This is a genomic window from Streptomyces lacrimifluminis, from assembly GCF_014646095.1.
In the GTDB taxonomy this organism is placed as follows: Bacteria; Actinomycetota; Actinomycetes; order Streptomycetales; family Streptomycetaceae; genus Streptomyces; species Streptomyces lacrimifluminis.
In genome coordinates this window covers 26,440-45,813 of the sequence record NZ_BMMU01000018.1, presented here as the reverse complement: position 1 = coordinate 45,813, position 19,374 = coordinate 26,440, and the positions used below count along the sequence as shown (strand labels likewise).

Sequence of the window (19,374 nt, the reverse complement as noted above, 5' to 3'; positions counted from 1 at the left end):
TTCACGCTCCACGTCGACTTTCAGGGTCGGCCCTGCACAGCACCGCTGAGAGGTACACATGAACAGATGGGGCAGACGGATCCGGGGCGGGCGCCTCGCCGTTGTAGCAGCATTGATATGGGCGGTACTCCCGCAGGCCATCCCCGCCCAGGCCGCGTCCGATCCGTGCGGAACGGGATCGAACCCGATCGTCTGCGAGAACTCCAAGACGGGCAGCCCGAAGTCCGACTGGTTCTCGGCCAACTCCTACGGCGACATCAAGGGTTTCACCACCAAGGAGAGCGTCCAGGCCGGTGACACCGTCCAGTTCAAGATCCAGTCACCGGTCCCGTACCACGTGCAGATCTACCGACTGGGCTGGTACGGCGGCGACGGCGCGCGCCTGCAGTCGACCGCGGCTCAGGCGGCCGTGACCTACCCGGCCAACTACACGACCAGCCCCGCCAGTTGCACCACCAAGAGCAGCACGGGCCTGGTCGACTGCGGCAACTGGCCCGTGACCGTGAGCTGGACGGTGCCCAGCGACGCCGTGTCCGGTCTGTACATCGCCAACCTGGCGCAGACGGACGGCGACGGTCTGATGCCGTACCCGTTCGTCGTCCGCAAGGACTCCAGCACCTCCGACATCGTCGTGCAGACCAGTGACCAGACCTGGCAGGCCTACAACGACTACGGCGGCCAGGACATGTACGGAGGCACGGGACCCGCACCGGACGGCCGTGCCTACGAGGTCAGCTACAACCGGCCGCTGGACATCGGCGGTGACAACGGCATCTACGGCTCCGAGTTCATGATGCTGTCCTGGCTGGAGCGCAACGGCTACGACGTCAGCTATCTGTCCGGCGTGGACGTGTCGACCAGGGGCGACACCCTGCTGGAGAACCACAAGGTGTACCTCTCCTCCGGCCATGACGAGTACTGGACGCAAGACCAGTACGACAACGTCCTGGCAGCCCGGAAGGCGGGCGTCCAGCAGGCCTACTTCAGCGGCAACGAGGTCTTCTGGAAGACGCGGTTCACCCCGAGCATCGACGGCACCAGCACCTCGAACCGGACCATGGTCTGCTACAAGATGACCAAGATGGTGCAGGGCAACGGCATCGCCGACCCCAGCGGCACCTGGACCGGCACCTGGATGGACCCGACCAGCACCCAGTACGGCATGGACTACCAGCCGCCGAACATCCTCACCGGGTCCATGTTCACGGTGAACGGCTACCGCGCCGACTCGATCACGGTCCCCGGCTCGTACGGCAGGAACCGGATCTGGCGCGACACCTCCGTCGCGAACCTCACGTCGGGTCAGACCGCCACCTTCCCGGCCGGCACCCTCGGTTACGAGTGGGACAGCGACATCGTCAACAGCACCAGGCCGGCCGGCGCGATCCACGTCTCGTCCACGACAGTGGACATCGACGACGGCAAGTACCGCCTCGACTGGGGCAACATGTACGGCAACGGCACCGCGACGCACAATCTCGTCGAGTTCCGTGACCAGGACTCCGGAGCCCTGGTGTTCGGAGCGGGGACCGTGCAGTGGTCGTGGGGCCTGACGAACCTTCCGACGTACGACCCCGAGGACGAGGTGGTCACCGAGGACGCCCGGATGCAGCAGGCGACGGTGAACATCCTCGCCGACATGGACGTGCAGCCGAAGTCCCTGCAGAGCAACCTCGTCACCGCGACGAAGTCCACCGACACCACAGGGCCCGCCATCACCGTGACGAGCCCGGCCTCCGGGGTCACCGTCCCGGCGCTGAAGCCGGTCACCATCTCCGGCACCGCCACCGACTCCGGTGGGGGAGTGGTGGCCCGCGTGGAGGTGTCCACCGACAACGGCACGACCTGGAACGCCGCCACCGGGCTGGCGTCCTGGAGCTACAGCTGGACGCCGACGACCCCGGGCTCGGCCTCCGTCAAGGTCCGCGCGGTCGACGACAGCGTCAACATCGGCGCCGTCACCACCATCCCGCTGACCGTCGGCCCCCAGGCCTGCCCCTGCACCATCTGGCCGGCCACGTCCGTCCCCGGCACCGTCAACGCGGGCGACGGCAGCTCCCTGGAGCTCGGCGTCAAGATCCGTACCACGGTTGCCGGTTCGATCACCGGCGTCCGCTTCTACAAGTCCCCGGCCAACACCGGCACCCACACCGGCAGCCTGTGGAGCGCCTCCGGCACCCGCCTGGCCACCGGCACCTTCACCAACGAGACGGCCTCCGGCTGGCAGCAGCTGAACTTCTCCACCCCGGTGACCGTCAAGGCCAACACCACCTATGTCGCCTCGTACTTCGCGCCCAACGGCGGGTACTCCTACGACGGCGGCTACTTCTCGGGCAGCGCGGCCGGTCTGGCCCCGCTCACCGGACTCAAGTCCGGCACCGACGGCGGCAACGGCGTCTTCCGCTACAGCTCGACCAGCGCCTTCCCGTCCTCGGCGTCCTCGGGCAGCAACTACTGGGTCGACGTCGTGCTCGACACCTCGACGGCCAGCACGACCCCGCCCGTCGTCACCTCCACCTCCCCGACGTCGGGGGCGACCGGCGCGTCGATCACGACCCCGGTGTCGGCCGTCTTCGACCACGCCATCGACTCCGACACGCTGACGTTCACCTTGAAGGACCCGAACGGCAACACCGTGCCGGGCACCAAGACGCTCCCCGCGTCGAACAAGGCGACCTTCACACCGTCGACGGAGCTGGCACTGAACACCACGTACACCGCCTCCGTACGGGCCGAGGACCTGTGGGGCAACGCCATGACGGCCCCGGTGACGTGGACCTTCACCACCAGTTCCACCCCGCCCGCGGTCACCTGTCCCTGCACGCTGTGGAACTCCTCCACGGTGCCGGCCACGGCCGCTGTCACCGGTGACGCCAACTCCGTCGAGCTGGGCACCCGGTTCACGTCCTCGGCGGACGGCTGGATCACCGGCGTCACCTTCTACAAGGGCGCAACCAACACCGGCACCCACACCGGCAGCCTGTGGTCCGAGGACGGCACGCTGCTCGCCACCGGTACCTTCGCCGCCGAGACGGCGTCCGGGTGGCAGCAGATGACCTTCGCCACCCCGGTCGCCGTCACCGCCGGCACCCGGTACGTCGCCTCCTACCACGCGCCGAACGGCAACTACGCGGTGAACGGCGGCTACTTCGCGTCCGCCCACCAGTCCTATCCGCTGACCGCCACCGCCGACATCACCGCCCGCCGCAACGGGCTCTACCGGTACGGCGCCAACACGGTCTTCCCCAACAGTTCCTACGGATCCGCGAACTATTGGGTCGGCCCCGTCTTCACCGCCGACGACCCGAGCGCATCCCTGACGACGGCCACCTCCTCGGAGGTGACCACGTCATCGGTGTCGCACACCGCGGACGCGGCCGGCCCGCTCGTCGTGACCCTGCCCGCCTCGGCCAAGCTGTCGTCCGTCAGGGCGACCGTGACCGTCCTGCCCGGCCCGACGTCGGCCGCCGCGAAGAAGCTCGACGTCAAGGCCGTCGTCTCCTACAACCGGGCCACGCACAAGGTGTCCGTCCATCTGTCGTCCCCGTTGCCGGACGGCACCCGGTTCAAGGTCACGGTCGCGGCCGTGGACAAGCAGCGCCACACGGTGAAGGCCCGTAGCTGGACCCTCACCAGCAAGACCGTCTACAAGAAGAAGAACTGACCGACCAGAACCCACCGGTGGTGGTCCGCGCCACGCTCGGCGCGGACCACCACCGGGGATTGGCTTCCCGTATCGATGAGCACCGTCAGTGTTGTGATCCCCTGCTACAAGTACGGCCATTTCCTCGCCGACTGTGTGAGCAGCGTCCTGGACGAGCAGGACGGCGTTGACGTCCGGGTACTCATCATCGACGACGCCTCGCCCGACGACTCGGCGGAGACCGCGCACAAGCTGGCCGCCGCCGACCCGCGTATCGAGGTCCGCGTCCACGCAACCAACAAGGGCCACATCGCCACCTACAACGAGGGCCTCCTGGAATGGGCCGACGGCGACTACGTCGCCCTGCTCTCCGCCGACGACCGGCTGGTCCCGGGCGCCCTGGTCAGGGCCGCGGCCCTGCTGGACGCCCATCCCGAAGCGGGGTTCGCCTACGGGCGCCCGCTGCGCTTCCAGCACGGCGGCCCCCTGCCGGCGGCCCGCACACGCGGCACCGGCTCGGTCGTCTATCCCGGGCAGTGGTGGCTGGAACGGCGCTTCAGCGAGGGCACCGGCTGCATCACCTCGCCCGAGGTCGTCGTCCGCACCAGCCTCCAGCGCAAGGTCGGCGGCTACGACCCGGCCCTGCCCCACGCCGGAGACATCGAGATGTGGATGCGGCTCGCCGCACACGCCGACGTCGGCTACGTACGCGGTGCCGACCAGGCCTTCTACCGCGTCCACGGAAAGAACATGTCCACCACGGACTTCGGCGGCCAGCTCGACGACCTGCGTCAGCGTCTCGTCGCCTTCGACTCGGTGCTCGCCAAGTGCGCCGACCGGCTGCCCCAGGCCGACCTGCTTGCCGAGAAGGTCCACACCCGGCTCGCCCGCTTCGCGCTGCGCCGGGCCTACCGGGCCTACGACCGGGGACGCACCGGCGTCGTTCCGGTCGACGACTGCGTGGCCTTCGCCGAGGAGTGCCTGCCGGAGTACGCGGCGCTGCCCGAGTACCGCGCGCTGCGGCTCAGGCGACGGATCGGTCCGAAGGCGATGCCGTATCTGCAGCCCCTGGTGTGGTCGGCCGTCGCCGAGCGCGGGCGGGAGTGGCTGTGGTGGGAGTCCTGGAAGCGCCGCGGCATCTGATGGACCGTCAGTACCACTCAGTTGGGCACGGGAACCGGCCCGGCGTGCCGTCGGCGGCCCGGAGCGTCCTTCCGGCGGTTCAGCGCGTACCGGTCGAACCAGAGCGCGCCGATGACGCCGGCGGCCGAACCCAGCAGAGCCGCACCCGCGAGGCCCCGGCTCTTGTTGCCCTGCACCGCCGCGGCGCTCGGCGAGACCAGGACGGCGGCGGTGATCCGCGAGCCGGCGGAGACGCCCTGGGCCGTCTGCATCTCCTCGACGTGCCGGGTGTAGACGTCGACGATCCGGCGCACCGCGGTGACGGCCGCGTCGGTGCCGGACGCCTGCGACTGCACCTGCAGGGAGGGGATCAGATAGCGCGGTGTCGCGCTGGTGCCGCTGTTGCGGGGGACGAGGTGGTAGGTCCCGCGGACCCCCGCCGCCTTCAGCTCCGCGGCCCCGGCAGGGGATTCCAGCTGCTGGACCACCGAGTACGAGAGCACGGCGAGCGGCGGCTGGAGATTGGTCAGCTGGTTGGGCTGGTTCTGCGTCACCGGCGGCTTGAGGACGACCACCGCCGAGCCGACGTACCGGGGGGCGGGGCGCACCACCTGGTAGGCCCCGGCGGCCGTCAGCAGCAGCACGGCCACCACGACGTACCAGCGGCGGAGCAGTGCGTCTGCGACGTTGCCGGGCGACATGTGAGTTCCTTCCGTCGACCCCGATACTGGCAGGACGCGCGGCGCGATGCCACCGAACGGAGGGATGGTTCATGAGCCTTGGGGAAATATGGGCCATTCTGCGCCGACGCTGGTACTTCATGGTCCCTTTCACCGTTTTCAGCCTGATCGGCGGCGCCTATCTGTACGTGACCGTCCCCGTCTCCTACGAGTCGCAGAGCTCGGTCGCGCTGCTGGACTCCTCGGCCGTCTCCCGGTTGGCCCCCACGTTCGGCAACCCGATCTCCAATGCGGGCGGTTCGCTCATCGTCACGGCGGACGTACTGATCAGAACCCTCGAATCGAGCGACGCGGCGAAGGAGTTGCACGGCCGGGGTGTCACGGATCCCTACACGGCCGGCTTCGCGCCGCAGAGCGAGAGCCCGCTGCTCATGCTCAGCGTCACCGGGACCGACCGCGCGAAGGTGCTCAAGGAGACCAACACCCTGACCACCTTCGCCGGTGAGCAGCTCAACGCCCTGCAGGCCGCCGCCAAGGTTCCGCCCGCGTATCTCGTGCAGACAGCCCCCGTGGTCCTGCCGCAGACCCCGGTGGCGGAGTCGAAGAGCCGCTACCAGAACATCGCGGCCGTCGTCATCGTCGGTGTCGTCAGCGCGTTCCTGCTGTCGATCCTCTTCGAGGGCGTCGCCGTGGTCCGCCGCCGGCGCGTCGGGAAAGGCACCGCCCCGCGACCGCAGAAGGCCCGCGCGCCGAACCGCGAGCGACCGGGCTGGCTGAACCGACGGGTCGACGCCACCGCGATCCTCACCGTCTACCTGGTGCTGGCCTTCTTCATCCCGTCGAACCTGGCGCTGCCCGCACTCGGCGGCGTCGGCACCCCGGCCAACGTCTTCGCTCTGCTCGGCCTCCTGTGGTACCTCGCGACCTGGCTCGGCGGCCGTGTCCTTCCCGCGCCGGGGACCAGGACCGCCCGCGTCGCGATGTGCGGGCTCGGCCTGGCCGTTCTGGCGGCGTACATCGCGGACGCGCTGCGCGAGAGCTCGCACCAGGAACTCCTCGGGGCCGACCGCGGGCTCATCGGGTTCATGGTGTGGGTGTCGCTGGTCGTCCTGACCTCGGCGGGGGTGCAGGAGCGCAGCCGGCTGGACGTCCTGATGCGCCGGATGGTGGTGATGGGGTCCGTGGTCGCCGCGATCGGCTTCTACGACTTCTTCGCGGCCACCAACATCGCCGACTCCTTCCACATCCCCGGCCTCCGGACCAGCGTGGCCCAGGTGAGCGTCATGGACCGTGGCTCCTTCACCCGCCCCCGCTCCACCACCGCCCAGCCGCTGGAGTTCGGCGGCATGCTGGCCATCCTCGTGCCCTTCGCGATCCAGCAGGCCTTCGATCCGGTACGCCGCCACCTCCACGTGCTGCGCCGCTGGGGGCCCGTCCTGCTCATGGCCGGTGCGCTGCCCCTGACGGTGTCGCGGACCTCGATCATCGGCATGCTGCTGGTCGCCCTGGTGATGGTGCCGCGCTGGAAGCCGGCCCGACGCTGGGCCGCGATCGGTGTGATGGCGGCGTCCGTCGCCGTCTTCAAGGTGCTCATTCCGGGGCTGCTCGGCACGATCACCGCCCTGTTCGCGTCGTTCCTGTCCAACTCGGACAGCAGCACACAGGCCCGGACCGTCAAATACAGCGCGATCGTGCCCTATCTGAAGGAACACCCCCTGTTCGGGCGGGGCTTCGGCACCTTCACCCCGGACCTGTACTTCTTCACGGACAACCAGTACATGCTGACCCTGGCCGAGATGGGGGCGCTCGGGATGGTCGCCCTGCTCGCCCTGTTCATCACCGGCATCCACCACGGCGGTGCCGTCCGGCGGCTGGCCCGCACCGAGTCGGACCGCGAACTGGGGCAGGCGTTCTTCGCCTCGTCGCTGGTCGCCCTGGTCATCAGCGCCACCTTCGACTCCCTCAGCTTTCCGATGTTCGCCGGCATGTTCTTCCTGCTGCTGGGAGCGGGGGCCAGCTATCTGGGCTTCGTCCGGCGCGAGGCGGCCACCGACGCCGTCCCGGCACCCCGCAAGGCCCCTGAAGCCCCGCTTCCCCAACTCGTGGAGTCCCGTTGAGTCCCGTCGCCGTCATCGTCGTCACCTGGAACAGCGCCGCGGTGCTCCCCGGGTTCCTCGCCGCGCTGCCCGACGGCATGGCGGGCCTCGACTGGCGGCTCGTCGTCGCCGACAACGACTCCGCCGACGACACCGTCGAGGTTCTCCGCGCGCTGGCCCCCGACGCCACGGTCGTCCCGACCGGCCGCAACGCCGGGTACGCCGCCGGGGTCAACGCGGCGCTGGGCGCCGTCGAAGGACATGAGGCCGTCGTCATCTGCAACCCGGACATCCGGATGCGGCAGGGCTGCGTCAAACGCCTCGTCGACCGGCTCGGCGACGGCGTGGGAATCGCCGTACCCCTCCTGTACGAGGACGGCCGGGACGCGCCCCACTTCTCGCTGCGCCGCGAGTCGAGTGTGCTCCGGGCCCTCGGTGAGGCCTTCATCGGCAACCGCCGGGCCGGACGCTTCCCCGGCCTGAGCGAGATCGTCACCGACCCCGCCGCGTATCGGCGGCCCACGCGCGCGGACTGGGCGACCGGCGCGCTGATGGCCGTCTCCACGGACTGTCTGGCCGCCTGCGGTCCGTGGGACGAGTCCTTCTTTCTCTATTCCGAGGAGACGGAGTACTGCCTGCGCGCGCGGGATCTGGGATACGCCACTCAGTTGGAGCCGACGGCCGAGGCCGTGCACCTGGGCGGCGAGTCCCAGGTCTCACCTCGTCTGTGGACCCTGCTCACGCTCAACCGCGTGCGGCTGTACGGGCGGCGCCACGGCACCGTCGCGACGGCCTGCTTCCGGGGGGCAGTTCTGCTGCGTGAGACATCGCGGGCCGTCCTGGGGCGGAAGGCCAGCCGGGCGGCGGCTGCCGCGCTGCTCAGGCCGGGGGCGCTGCGGGCGACGCCGGGGCCGTGACGCTCAGCCGGACCACGTCGTGTAGAAGCTCTCCGGGTTCACCAGGTACCGGACGGTGGCGTGCGGCACATGGCGCACGCTGTGGCTTCGGCTGTACCGGTGGACGAGTTCCCAGTCCTCACGCGGCAGCACGTCCGGCGTGCGGCGCAGACGGCTGAAGCGCAAGGCCCTGTCGCGCCGCGCGACGAACGCGTTGGTGTCCAGGAAGGACTCCCGCGCGGCCCGGCGACGGTCGAACGGCACGGAGAGGACGTCCCGTTCGGTCCCGTCCGGCAGGACCCGGCGCAGGGCCGTGTAGACGCCGTCGGGTCCGTCGGGGGACTCCAGCACGGCCAGCGCCCGTTCCAGGTGGTCGGGTTCCCACAGGTTGTCGTCGTCCAGGAAGGCCACGTATCGCGAGCGGGTGAGGCGGATGCCCACGTTGCGCACGACGCCGGCCACACCGGTGTTGCGCTCCAGGGACACGGCGAACAGCCTTGGATCGTCCGGGAGTTCGGGGAGTCCGGCGCCGTCGTCGACGACGATGACGACCTGATCGCGAACCGTCTGGTCCAGGGCCGAGCGGACGGCTGCCCGCACCTCGTCGGGGCGACGGTGGGTGGCGATGACCGTGGCGACGAGGGCGGTCGGCATGGGGGCGACGGCAGGCGTGAGGCGGCGGGTCTCGGCGGTTTCGACTCGGGCCAGTCGTAGTGCGGAGGGGAGCAGGAGGACCTTGTTGCGGAGTTCGAAGAGGACGAGCCAGCCGAAGGTTCGCTTGAGGAGCTCCCAGGGGGCGCGGGCGATGCGTCGCATGATCCTCTTCCTCAGCCGGCCGGTTCGGGGGTGATCGGGGTGCCGTCGGAGAACCGGTTGCCGCTCCAGACGTTGCCGGAGCCACTCGCGTTCCACGCGGTGACGGCTCCGTAGACGCCGGAGTTGCGGTGGTACTGGGTGGAGAAGACGTTGTTCGTGACCTTGATTCCGGTGGCTCCGTCGCCGCCCCCGTAGAGGGCGTAGGCGCCGCCGGCCAGCAGGTTGTTGTCGACGACGGTGTTGGAGACGGGCCCCGTGTCGGCGAACAGGCCGATGCTCGCGGACGCTCCCCGGTCGACGGCGACGGCGTTGAGCAGGGTGTTGTGCCGGATGATCAGCTTGCCCGTGTTGCCGCCGCCGCTGATGACCGCGTCGGTGTGCTGCCACTCGCCACCGGAGTTGACGAAGGGGACGAGGCCGTGGACGTAGTTGTCGTGGATGTGGCCCTGGCCCATGGAGAGGGCGTTGCCGAAGACGGAGATGTCGCACCAGCCGACCTCGATGGAACTGGATCCCATGTTGGAGACGGCGTAGTTCACGCCGCCGTTGTCGGGGCCCTTGCCCGGGACGGCGGTGATGGTGGTGTGCAGGACCTTGAGTCCGGAGTAGCCGGGACGCAGGTTGATCCCCCACCAGTTGGTGGAGGTGATCCTGCTGTCGATGACGGTCACGTTGTTCGCGTAGATGTCGAGGGACCCGGTGATGTCCCAGCCCCTGATGACGGTGCCGTCGGTTCTGACGCTCATGTTCCCGGTGGAGTGCGGGGTGAGCGCGATCCGGGGGCCCGTGGTGCGGGCGTCGGGGAAGCCGGCGCTCCGCGGTGCCGCGGGGGTGGCGCGAGCCGTGCCGGGGGCGCTCGGGGTGCCGGCGGCGCTCGGGGTACGGGGGGCGCTGGGAGTGCTGGACGGACTCGGGGTACGGGAGGGGCTGGGGGCCCGAGAGGTGCTGGAGACGCTGGGGGTGCCGGAAGCGGCGGTGGAGGAGGGGCCGGGACTCTTGGCGGCCGGGGCGGAGTCGGCACCTTTGGAGCAGGCCGTGGACAGCGCGAGCATCAGGACGCCGAGCAGGTACAGGAGCCTCTTCACGCCTTCTCCGCCTTCCGTGAGCCGAGCAGGAAACGGCGGCTGGGCAGTACGCACACCACGTAGCACGCCAGGGCGACCGTGCCGACGACGGACAGAGCGAGGATGCCGTCGCCGAGAAACTGCTTCGTGGCGAGGAGGACCAGGGTCATCACGGCTCCCCCGAACAGGGGCCAGCCGCAGGCCCTGGCGATGTGGGCGAGGCTGATACCGGCCCGGGAGAGGGCGTACAGGAACGCGGGTACGACGAGGCAGACGGCGACCAGCACATGGCCCTGGGCGACGCCGACGATGCCGTCGAGACGTGCGCCGACGACGAGGACCGGGACGAGGGTGAGGGCCCAGAAACCCTGGACGAGGATGAGGGACCGGCGCTGTCCGACGGCGACGAGACAGTCGTAGGCGAGTTCGCAGGCGATCCGGACCAGGCCGAGGGCCATCAGCCAGGGCAGCGCGGCGGCGGCGGGCACCCACCGGCTGCCGTACACGAGTTCGACGATCGGGGCGGCGAGGCCGCCGAGCAGCACGCACAGGGGGACGGTGCCGGTGACCAGGACTCCCAGGGCGCGGCTGAAGCCCTGGGCCAGGGCCTGCGGGGAGTCGGCGAGGCGGGAGAAACCGGCGAAGGAGACGCGTCTGGCCGCCTCCGAGATGATGCGCACCGGCCAGCCGGACATGTTGAACGCCAGGACGTAGAAACCGAGGGTCACCGCACCGAGGGACGAGCCGACGACCATGGTGTCCACGTTGACGACGGCGAGGGCGAGAAGGCTCGCCCCGGCCAGCGGGAGCCCGAACCGCAGCAGCGCGCGGGCCTGTTCGGGGTCCCAGCCGAACCGCAGGGTACCGGGGACCGCCAGGGCGAAGCCGACGAGGGCGGCGATGTTGCCCGCGACCGCGCCGACGGCGAAGCTCATCGCGCCCCAGCCGGAGAAGGCCAGCACCAGGGTCACGGAGGTGCTGATGACGAAGTTGACCGCGTCGATGACCATCCGCCTGCCCTGGGCGAACTCCCGGGTCAGGAACCCGGCGGGCACATGGGCCACCGCGTCGATGACCAGGCACACGCACATCACCCGGAGGACGTCCGAGGCCTCGGGCGAGCCGAGCAGCCCGGCCACCGTCGGCGCCGAGACGAAGATGGCGGCATACAGCAGACCACTGGAGAGGGTGCTCAGGGTCAGTACGGTCGGCGCGAAGCGGCGGGGGTCTCCGTCCCAGCGGACGATGGCCAGGCCCACGCCCAGTTCGTTCGCCGACAGCAGGACCAGGAGCACGGTCTGGGCGATGCCGTACACACCCCACTCCGCCGGCCCGAGGGCGAAGCGTGCCAACAGGATGCCGGTGGCGAAGTTGCCCAGGCGCATGACAACGGTGTTGATCAGGCTCCAGCGGGCCGCCGAACGGACCTTCCGGCCGAGGGAGGCCGGAGCGGGAGGAGGGGGGAGGTCGTCCGCCTCAGCGCTCTCGCTGTCCGGTGTGCGAACGCTGTCCATGAGTCGACTCCTCGTCGGGCGGCTCTGCGGCGGGCGCCGCGGCCATGGCGGGCCGCCCGGCCCGCGGCTCCGCGGCGGGCCTGTTCTCGGCAGGCCGCGACCAACTGGGCGGCGTCCGAAGGGCGATCGTCTGTTCCGCGACCGATTCCCGGCTCCGCGGTTCGGGAGCGGTGACCGGGCTCGCGGATTCTTCCGGCTGTTCCGGCTCCTCTGCCTGCTCCGGTTCCTCCGGTTGCTTCGGCCTGGGCGACCGACGGCGCGCCTCCACGTAGAAGGTGGCGACCAGGCTCAGCACCAGGCCCAGACCCCCGGCCATGATCATGTACTGGAGCCGGGTCTTGGTCTGCGCCACCGGGTTCTGCGGGGACACGATGGTCGTCATCCGGATCATGGCCTGCGGGGTGACGGACTGCTGCTTCTGGAACTGCTCCAGCCGGTCCCTGGCATACGTGTTCAGGATCCGGTTCGAGGCCAGGACCGTGGCCTTGTCGGTGCCGGTGACGGTGAGCGCCATCAGCGGACCCTGGGCGTTGTCGGCGAGCTTGGCCTCGAACGTGCCGGTGGCGCCACGGGACTTGAGCTCCCGCACGGAGACATCGGAGTTGAGGTTGCGGGCCAGGCTGTCGGCCATACCGGTGAGCGAGGTCTGCGTGCTGAGGAAGGGGTTGCCGTCGTAGGCCACGGTGGCCTTCCTGGAGTTCAGGAGACTCACCGTGCTCTGCGACTGGTAGGTGACCGGAACCACCAGTGCCGCGGCGACCGCCAGACCGGCGGTCAGCAGCAGTCCGGGCAGCAGTACGTACCAACGCCTGCGCATGACCCGGAAGATCTCAGCGAGATCCATGGTGGTTCCCCCCAGCGTGCTGATGTGCGACGAGCATATGGTGCAGGCGGATCATATGAGGAATGGTTGGTCGGTCGGTCTCGGCCGCGTGCTCGCGGTGCCCCCCTCCAGCAGCACATCGGCGATCCGGTCGCTCGCGCGGCCGTCCCACAGGTCGGGTCTGCGCGGTGCGGGCGGAGCGTCCAGCACCCGGTTCACGGTGGACACGATCCGCGCCGGATCGCGGCCCGCCAGCACGTTGGTGCCCTGCTCGACGGTGATGGGCCGCTCGGTGTTGTCCCGCAGGGTCACGCACGGCACGCCCAGCGCGGTGGTCTCCTCCTGGATGCCGCCGGAGTCCGTCAGCACGACGCGGGCGGAGTCCTGCAGGGCGATGAAGTCCAGGTATCCGGCGGGCGGTACGAGCCGGACACCGCCCGGCACCCCGATGGCGGCAAGCCGTTCCGCGGCCCGCGGATGCACGGGCAGCACGAGCGGAAGTCGCCCGGCGATCTCACCCAGGGCCTTCAACAGCCCGGTGAGGACCTCGGGGTCGTCCACATTGGCCGGCCGGTGCAGGGTGACGAGGCCGTACTCGCCCTTGGTCAGGCCGTACTGGTCCAGGACGTCCGAGGCCCTGGCCCGCTCCAGGTTGGCCATCAACGTGTCGATCATGACGTTGCCGACGAGATGGATCTGGTCGTCCCGGTAGCCCTCGGCGCGCAGGTTCTCGACGGCGTCGGGCGAGGGAGCCAGCAGATAGTCGCTGACCCGGTCGGTGGCGACGCGGTTGACCTCCTCCGGCATGCTCCAGTCGCGGCTGCGCAGACCGGCCTCGACGTGGGCGAGCAGCGGCCCGGCCTTCGCGGTGACCAGGGCGCAGGCCAGGGTGGAGTTGATGTCGCCGACCACCACGACGATGTCCGGGGACACCTCGTCGATGAGCGGCTCGAACGCGGTCATCACGCGTCCGGTCTGCTCGGCGTGGCTGCCGGAACCGACCCCGAGGAAGCGGTCGGGCGGCCGGATGCCGAGGTCGGCGAAGAACACGTCGTTCATGGCCGGGTCGTAGTGCTGGCCGGTGTGGACGAGAACGACCTCGGCGCCCCGGTGCTCCAGGGCGTCCATCACCGGTTTGATTTTCATGTAGTTGGGTCGCGCCCCGGCGACACAGACGATTCGCGGCATGGTTCAGAGCACCTCGATGGTGGGTCCCGCCGACAGCCGCCGGCGGCAGTCGAGGACGAAGGGGGCGTGTTCGGCCACGAGTTCGTAGTCGAAGCTGTCGTGGTCGGTGAGCAGGACCACCACATCGGCGGCCGACAGCTCCTCGGGGGTCGGTTCGACCCGTACCAGCCGGCTGTCCACCGGCAGGCTTTCGACCACGTGCGGGTCCGCCGCCCTGACCTGTGCCCCCATGTCCAGGAGGAGTTGGGAGATGCGCAGGGCGGGCGACTCGCGGGCGTCGCTGGTGTTCTTCTTGTACGCCAGTCCGAGCAGCAGGATGCGCGAGCCGTTCACGGAACGGCGTCTCTCGTTGAACAGGTCGCTGATGCGGCGCGCCACGTACTCGGGCATGTGGTTGTTGATGTCGTTGGCCAGCTCCACGAAGCGGAAGCTCTGGCCGAGTTCGCGCTGCACCCGCCAGGACAGGTACGAGGGGTCGATCGGCAGGCAGTGGCCGCCGACGCCCGGTCCGGGCGTGAACTTCATGAAGCCGAAGGGCTTGGTGGAGGCCGCGTCGATGGCCTGCCACACGTCGATGTCCAGGTGGTGGGCGAACATCGCGATCTCGTTGACCAGCGCGATGTTCACATGCCGGAAGGTGTTCTCCAGCAGCTTGGCGAGCTCGGCCTCCTTGGGCGAGCTCACCGGCACGGTGGTGTCGACGAGCTGCGCGTAGAAGTCCTGAACGGCCTTGAGCGAGGCCTCGTTGACCCCGGCCACGACCTTCGGGGTCTCCTTGAAGCCCCAGACGGCGTTTCCGGGGTCGATCCGCTCCGGGCTGTATCCGAGGTGGAAGTCGCTGCCGGCGGTCAGGCCCGAGCCGTCCTCCAGGATCGGTGCGAACAGCTCCTGGGTGGTGCCGGGATAGGTCGTCGACTCCAGGACGACGGTGGCACCGGGGCGCAGGTACCGGGCGAGGGTGACCGCCGACTCCTTGATGTAACGGAGGTCGGGGGTGCCCTCGTGCAGCGGAGTCGGGACGGTCACCACGGCGATGTCGAAGCCGCCGCAGTCACGGGCCGACTCGCTCGGGCGGTACGAGCCGTTGTCCAGTGCCGCGCGGATCCGCTCCGAGGAGACGTCCTCGACGAAGGACTCACCGGCCGCGAGGGTCTTGATCCGACGGGAGTCGACGTCGTAGCCGATCACCTCGTGTCCGACCTCGGCGGCGCGGATGGCCAGCGGCAGGCCGACGTATCCCTGTCCGACCACGACGACGCGCATCAGTTGCTCCTGTTCGCGGAGGCGGGTGACGGGGTGAGCCGGATGAGTTCCCGGGCCGTCATGAGGACGAAGGCGGCATTGGTGGTGAGGTAGCGCCGGCCGAGGCGGCGCGGTTCCTGCAGTGCGCGGTAGAGCCACTCGACTCCCCACCGCTGCCAGACCTCGGGGGCCCGCCTGGTGATCCCGGCCAGGATGTCGAAGGAGCCGCCGACACCGTGCACGACGCGGGCGCCGGTGCGTTCGCCGTAGGCGGCGGTGAAGATCTCCTTCTTCGGCGAGGTCATGCCGAGGAACAGCATCTGGGCGCCGCTGTCGGCGATCGCACCGGCGATGGCCTCCTGCTGGGAGTCGTCGAAGTAGCCGTTGCGGCTGCCGGCCACCTTCAGGCCGGGGAAGCGGTCGGCCACCCGGCGCAGCATCTCCTCCAGCACCTCCTCCTTGGCGCCGAGGAAGTACACGGACATGCCCGCCGTCTCGGCCTCGGCCAGCAGCCGCATGAACAGGTCGATACCGGCCACCCGTTCCGGCAGCGGGGCGCGCAGCACCCGGCCGGCCCAGACCACGGCCTGTCCGTCGGCGACGACGAGATCACAGCCGGACACGGCGTCGGCGAGGCGCTGGTCGCGCCGCATGTTCACCAGCTTCGCGGCGTTGACCACCCCGATCTCCAACTGTCTGTCCTCATGGACCGCTTCGAGGCAGCGTTGTACGGTCTCGTCCATGGTCAGTGGGTCGATCTCGACCCCGAACAGGGTCCGGCGCTCGCTCATATTCGTCCCCCCAGCCAGGCGTGCAGCATCCAGCCGAATTCGTACGGCCGGCATTCGCGGTCCACGGAAACCGGGCGGTACACCCGGTCCAGGGACTTCAGCCGGAGGTTCGGAGCGACTCGGCTGCCGAGTCCTCGGGCGGCTCGTACCGCCTTCTTCGGGTCGCCCCGGTAGACCTTGCGCCAGGTGACGCCGAGCTCGTCGAGGATCATCGACTCCTCGTTCCCGGCGGCCAGTTCGGGTACGTCCGTCATCCAGCGCAGCCCCTTGCGGATCGACGCGCCGAAGTCGCTGCCGCCCGCGTCGGTCAGATCGAACAGGGCGGTCGGCGCCATCGCGTGCTGGTGGACGCTGTAGACCGGGTAGCCCTCCACGACACCGCCGGTGCGCGCGTCGTAGTGCCACCACCACTGCCCGCCGTCGCCCTGCAGCTCACAGATGCGCGCCGCGCACGCCTCGGAGGCGGCCAGCGCCTCCGGCTCACCGCCGCTGTCGCCACTGGCGTGTGCGCGGGCCAGGGCCTGGAGCGGATACGTCTGGTCGGCGAAGCAGCTCACGTGCGACCGGTACCAGGGCACCAGGCCGGGCCCGGTGGCGTGCGGGAACAGCGGGCTGTTCCCGATCCGGGCCCGCAGAAGGCGGTCGCGAGCTGCGCTGAAACGTCTCTCCACGTCGACCGTGTGGCGAGCCGCCGCGAGGGCGGACAGCACCCACGCCGCCTCGACGGTGTACTGCGGCCGGCCCTCGTCGTCCAGGGCGTCGACCTGCGCGAGGGCGTCGGACAGCTTGGGGTGGTCGGTCTCGGCGGCTGCCCACGCGATCAGCGCCGCGTCACCGAGGTTGGTCACCGTGGGCAGTGACTGGACCAGCAGACCCGTGAACTCCTGGGCCGTGTGTCCGCCGAGCACCGCGCGCTGGCGGTCCTCGGGGAGGTACTGGGCGCCCAGTGCGGTGATGGCCGCGTACCGGGTGCTGGTCCCGCGGCGCTCCAGGGCCCAGGAACCGCCGGGGGTTTCGCGCCCGGCCATGGTGAAGACGAAGGCCTCACCGCCAGGGAGCAGCATCGACGGCAGTCCGGACTCGGCGACCGCGAGGAGGCGTTGGGCGAGCGCGAGCAGCGGTGGTTCCTCACGACCGAGCGCTGTCAGACGTGTGGTGGTCATGTTTTGGGCACACCAACCCCCCTGTGGGTCCTGTGGTGAACAGACTGGTGATCGCCGCGGCACGGATCAGTACGCGGCGCAATCAAACATCGGACATCAGACGTCGCAGATCGGACGTCAGGCGTCAGAGATCAGCCATGAGGCGTCGAAGCGGTTGTCGCTCCTCGCTCTTGGCACAGGCGTATCCACCCGGTAACCCCCCTGGGCACTGGTTAGTGTGCTCATTGTGCTTGATCTGCGTAGTTCGCACACATGTTATGCCTGTAGATGTTCGAAGATTTGCGTTTTGTGGGACGCGGAAGTTACGCGTGCTCGACCAGTTCGCCGTTCTTCTCCTCGAACAGCGCGCCCGTCTCGGGGCACTCCCACACGCCCGACTCGCCTTCCCGCTCGGTAAGTCGTACGCCGGCCCGGCCGACCCAGCCGATCCGGCGGGCCGGAACGCCGGCCACGAGCGCGAAGTCCGGCACGTCCCGGGTCACCACGGCGCCCGCGGCGACGAGCGCCCAGCGGCCGATGCGTACCGGCGCCACGCACACCGAACGGGCCCCCACGGACGCGCCCTCATCGACGACCACCGCCACTGCCTCCCAGTCGTCACCGCGCTTGAGCCGGCCCTCCGGGTCCACCGAGCGCGGGAAGTGGTCGTTGGTGAATACCGCCGCCGGACCGACGAACACCCCGTCGCCGAGCACCGCGGGCTCGTAGACCAGGGCGTAGTTCTGGAGCTTCACGTTGTCGCCGATCCGCACTCCCGGGCCGACATACGCTCCCCGGCCCACGATGCACCCGCTGCCCAGCCGGGCGTCCTCCCGTATCTGGGCCAGATCCCAGACCGTGGTCCCGTCGCCGATCGTGGCCGTTTCGTCGACCTGGGCGGTCGGTTGGATCCTGGAACTCACCTGGTTGAACCTTTCTTCTCACCGGGATGACAGCAGTACTTTCACGGGAGCACCATACGTTCGCCGAATCACGGGGTGACGCTGACCTGTACCCGGCCGAGACGGGCCTCTGCGCGTGGCGGACGCCGCCTGCGGCGCGGATCGGCCGCCGGAGTGGGGATCCGTGCGGTCGCATTCACAGAATGCACACCGAAGTTCTTCAGCTCTTTAAGTTTCAAGCGCTAGGCTCGACGGCAGTCGAGTGGCCGACGGCGCCCACACGCCCCGGTGCTCGCTCCCCCCACAGGCACAGGAGACTCGGTGTGCGTGACGGCGACGTAGTGGTGATAGGCGGCGGCTATGCCGGCGTGCGGCTGGCGAAACGACTGGACGAGACGGCGAACGTCACGCTGGTGGACCGCAAGGAGGTCTTCTTCCACCGGATAGCCTCCCTGCGTGCCGGTGTGCACCCGGCATGGACGACCACGCCGTTCATCCCGTACGACCGGCTGCTGAGCAAGGGCCGAGTGGCTGTCGGCAAGGCGGTGCGCATCGACACCGCCGAGCGGCAGGTGGTGCTGGCCACGGGCGAGAGTCTCCCGTACGACGTGGTGGTGATCGCCACCGGCGCCGACTATCCGGAACCGGCCCGCTTCACCGGCACCACCGTCGAGGAGGCCGCCCAGGCGTTCGCCGGGCACCAGCGGAACATCGCCGCCGCGGACCATGTCCTCGTCGTCGGCGGCGGGCCCTCCGGCGTCGAACTCAGCGCCGAGATCCGTCTGGCCCGGCCGGACGCCCGGGTCACCCTCGCCCACTCCGGGTCGGCACTGCTCCATGCCACCGGCAGCGAGCGGGCCGGGAACAGGGCCCGCGCCTGGCTGGAGGCCCACGACGTGGAAGTCCGGCTCGACGCCTTCATGTCGCCCGGCAACGACTTCGGCACCTATCGCGACGCCCACGGCAACCTCATCGACGCCGACCGCTCCTTCTGGGCCACGGGGACCACCCCCAACACGTTCTGGCTGCGCATGGCCGGGCACAGCGACTGGCTGAACGCCTCCGGGCATGTGAAGGTCGACCGGACGCTGCGGGTCGAGGGATGGCCGGACGTGTTCGCGGTCGGCGATGTGAACGACGTCAGCGAACTCAAGATCACCCCCGTCGCGCTCGCCCAGGCCGACCTCGCCTTCCACAACATCCGCTCGTACCTTCAGGGTTCGGGCAAGCACCGCAGGCAGCCGCGCTTCTACCGTCCCGTCCACCGCACTCCGCTCGTCGTGCCTTTCGGCCCCTCCGACGGCGTGACCATGGTGCCCGTGCCCGGCGGTGAGACCGCGGTCCTCGGTGGCCGTACCGCCACCCTGGCCAAGGCCAGGACGCTCATGACCCCGTACATGAGGCGCCAACTCGGATACACGGCGGCCTGACCCCCGCTCGCGTGGAGACCGCGTG

Annotated in this window: 15 protein-coding genes; 5 read left to right on the top strand and 10 right to left on the bottom strand. The window is 69.8% G+C overall.

Translation table 11 applies throughout. The features are described 5' to 3' along the window. Positions 1–58: 58 nt before the first annotated feature. Both IEY89_RS24840 and IEY89_RS24835 read left to right on the top strand, forming a co-directional pair. A complete protein-coding gene (locus IEY89_RS24840) occupies positions 59–3,664 on the top strand; it encodes a DUF4082 domain-containing protein (protein WP_189149709.1) in 3,606 nt (1,201 codons plus the stop codon). A gap of 75 nt (positions 3,665–3,739) precedes the next feature. Beyond that, positions 3,740–4,786 (top strand): glycosyltransferase family 2 protein, encoded by a 1,047-nt coding sequence (locus IEY89_RS24835; RefSeq protein ID WP_189149708.1) that lies wholly within the window; start codon positions 3,740–3,742, stop codon positions 4,784–4,786. Between the two features lie 17 nt (positions 4,787–4,803). Here the strand turns inward: IEY89_RS24835 and IEY89_RS24830 are convergent, their stop codons facing one another. Then, on the bottom strand, positions 4,804–5,466 hold the full coding sequence (locus IEY89_RS24830; protein WP_189149707.1) for a hypothetical protein: 663 nt from the start codon (positions 5,464–5,466) through the stop codon (positions 4,804–4,806). Between the two features lie 71 nt (positions 5,467–5,537). Here IEY89_RS24830 and IEY89_RS24825 point away from each other — a divergent pair, with 71 nt between their 5' ends. Together IEY89_RS24825 and IEY89_RS24820 are read left to right on the top strand one after the other, a co-directional pair. Continuing rightward, positions 5,538–7,562: an O-antigen ligase family protein gene (locus tag IEY89_RS24825; RefSeq protein ID WP_189149706.1), complete on the top strand. Its 2,025-nt coding sequence runs from the start codon at positions 5,538–5,540 to the stop codon at positions 7,560–7,562. Then, a complete protein-coding gene (locus IEY89_RS24820; protein WP_189149705.1) occupies positions 7,559–8,458 on the top strand; it encodes a glycosyltransferase family 2 protein in 900 nt (299 codons plus the stop codon). The genes IEY89_RS24825 and IEY89_RS24820 overlap by 4 nt, the downstream gene beginning before the upstream one ends. A 3-nt stretch (positions 8,459–8,461) precedes the next feature. On the opposite strand, the gene IEY89_RS24815 is transcribed toward IEY89_RS24820, so the two are convergent. The 9 genes from IEY89_RS24815 to IEY89_RS24775 form a co-directional block, all read right to left on the bottom strand. Beyond that, positions 8,462–9,253, bottom strand: a complete 792-nt coding sequence (locus IEY89_RS24815) for a glycosyltransferase family 2 protein (protein WP_189149704.1) — start codon at positions 9,251–9,253, stop codon at positions 8,462–8,464. Positions 9,254–9,264: 11 nt separating this feature from the next. After that, positions 9,265–10,338: a hypothetical protein gene (locus IEY89_RS24810; protein WP_229695414.1), complete on the bottom strand. Its 1,074-nt coding sequence runs from the start codon at positions 10,336–10,338 to the stop codon at positions 9,265–9,267. After that, positions 10,335–11,831 carry an oligosaccharide flippase family protein gene (locus tag IEY89_RS24805; protein ID WP_189149703.1) on the bottom strand — a complete coding sequence of 499 codons (1,497 nt, stop codon included), beginning with the start codon at positions 11,829–11,831 and terminating at the stop codon, positions 10,335–10,337. Before IEY89_RS24805 ends, IEY89_RS24810 begins: the two co-directional genes overlap by 4 nt. After that, positions 11,794–12,675, bottom strand: coding sequence for a YveK family protein (locus IEY89_RS24800; RefSeq protein WP_189149702.1), 882 nt, complete (start codon positions 12,673–12,675; stop codon positions 11,794–11,796). The genes IEY89_RS24805 and IEY89_RS24800 overlap by 38 nt, the downstream gene beginning before the upstream one ends. A 51-nt stretch (positions 12,676–12,726) precedes the next feature. Continuing rightward, positions 12,727–13,842, bottom strand: a complete 1,116-nt coding sequence (wecB, locus tag IEY89_RS24795) for a non-hydrolyzing UDP-N-acetylglucosamine 2-epimerase (protein ID WP_189149701.1) — start codon at positions 13,840–13,842, stop codon at positions 12,727–12,729. A gap of 3 nt (positions 13,843–13,845) precedes the next feature. Next, a complete protein-coding gene (locus tag IEY89_RS24790; protein WP_189149700.1) occupies positions 13,846–15,105 on the bottom strand; it encodes a nucleotide sugar dehydrogenase in 1,260 nt (419 codons plus the stop codon). Then, positions 15,105–15,875 carry a WecB/TagA/CpsF family glycosyltransferase gene (locus IEY89_RS24785; protein ID WP_189149699.1) on the bottom strand — a complete coding sequence of 257 codons (771 nt, stop codon included), beginning with the start codon at positions 15,873–15,875 and terminating at the stop codon, positions 15,105–15,107. The genes IEY89_RS24790 and IEY89_RS24785 overlap by 1 nt, the downstream gene beginning before the upstream one ends. Beyond that, positions 15,872–17,038, bottom strand: coding sequence for a hypothetical protein (locus IEY89_RS24780; RefSeq protein WP_189149698.1), 1,167 nt, complete (start codon positions 17,036–17,038; stop codon positions 15,872–15,874). The genes IEY89_RS24785 and IEY89_RS24780 overlap by 4 nt, the downstream gene beginning before the upstream one ends. 302 nt (positions 17,039–17,340) lie before the next feature. After that, on the bottom strand, positions 17,341–17,940 hold the full coding sequence (locus tag IEY89_RS24775; RefSeq protein ID WP_189149697.1) for an acyltransferase: 600 nt from the start codon (positions 17,938–17,940) through the stop codon (positions 17,341–17,343). A gap of 302 nt (positions 17,941–18,242) precedes the next feature. Between IEY89_RS24775 and IEY89_RS24770 the strand changes: the two genes are divergently transcribed. Next, complete coding sequence (locus IEY89_RS24770) at positions 18,243–19,349, top strand: NAD(P)/FAD-dependent oxidoreductase (protein ID WP_189149696.1); 1,107 nt, start codon at positions 18,243–18,245, stop codon at positions 19,347–19,349. The last annotated feature ends 25 nt before the right edge of the window (positions 19,350–19,374 follow it).

Excerpts from the sequence above, each read along its gene's own strand:
- IEY89_RS24835 (WP_189149708.1), top strand. The coding sequence starts at position 3,740 with ATGAGCACCGTCAGTGTTGTGATCCCCTGCTACAAGTACGGCCATTTC.
- IEY89_RS24830 (WP_189149707.1), bottom strand. The coding sequence starts at position 5,466 with ATGTCGCCCGGCAACGTCGCAGACGCACTGCTCCGCCGCTGGTACGTC.
- IEY89_RS24790 (WP_189149700.1), bottom strand. The coding sequence starts at position 15,105 with ATGCGCGTCGTCGTGGTCGGACAGGGATACGTCGGCCTGCCGCTGGCC.
- wecB (WP_189149701.1), bottom strand. The coding sequence starts at position 13,842 with ATGCCGCGAATCGTCTGTGTCGCCGGGGCGCGACCCAACTACATGAAA.
- IEY89_RS24840 (WP_189149709.1), top strand. The coding sequence starts at position 59 with ATGAACAGATGGGGCAGACGGATCCGGGGCGGGCGCCTCGCCGTTGTA.
- IEY89_RS24800 (WP_189149702.1), bottom strand. The coding sequence starts at position 12,675 with ATGGATCTCGCTGAGATCTTCCGGGTCATGCGCAGGCGTTGGTACGTA.
- IEY89_RS24780 (WP_189149698.1), bottom strand. The coding sequence starts at position 17,038 with ATGACCACCACACGTCTGACAGCGCTCGGTCGTGAGGAACCACCGCTG.
- IEY89_RS24785 (WP_189149699.1), bottom strand. The coding sequence starts at position 15,875 with ATGAGCGAGCGCCGGACCCTGTTCGGGGTCGAGATCGACCCACTGACC.
- IEY89_RS24815 (WP_189149704.1), bottom strand. The coding sequence starts at position 9,253 with ATGCGACGCATCGCCCGCGCCCCCTGGGAGCTCCTCAAGCGAACCTTC.
- IEY89_RS24805 (WP_189149703.1), bottom strand. The coding sequence starts at position 11,831 with ATGGACAGCGTTCGCACACCGGACAGCGAGAGCGCTGAGGCGGACGAC.
- IEY89_RS24825 (WP_189149706.1), top strand. The coding sequence starts at position 5,538 with ATGAGCCTTGGGGAAATATGGGCCATTCTGCGCCGACGCTGGTACTTC.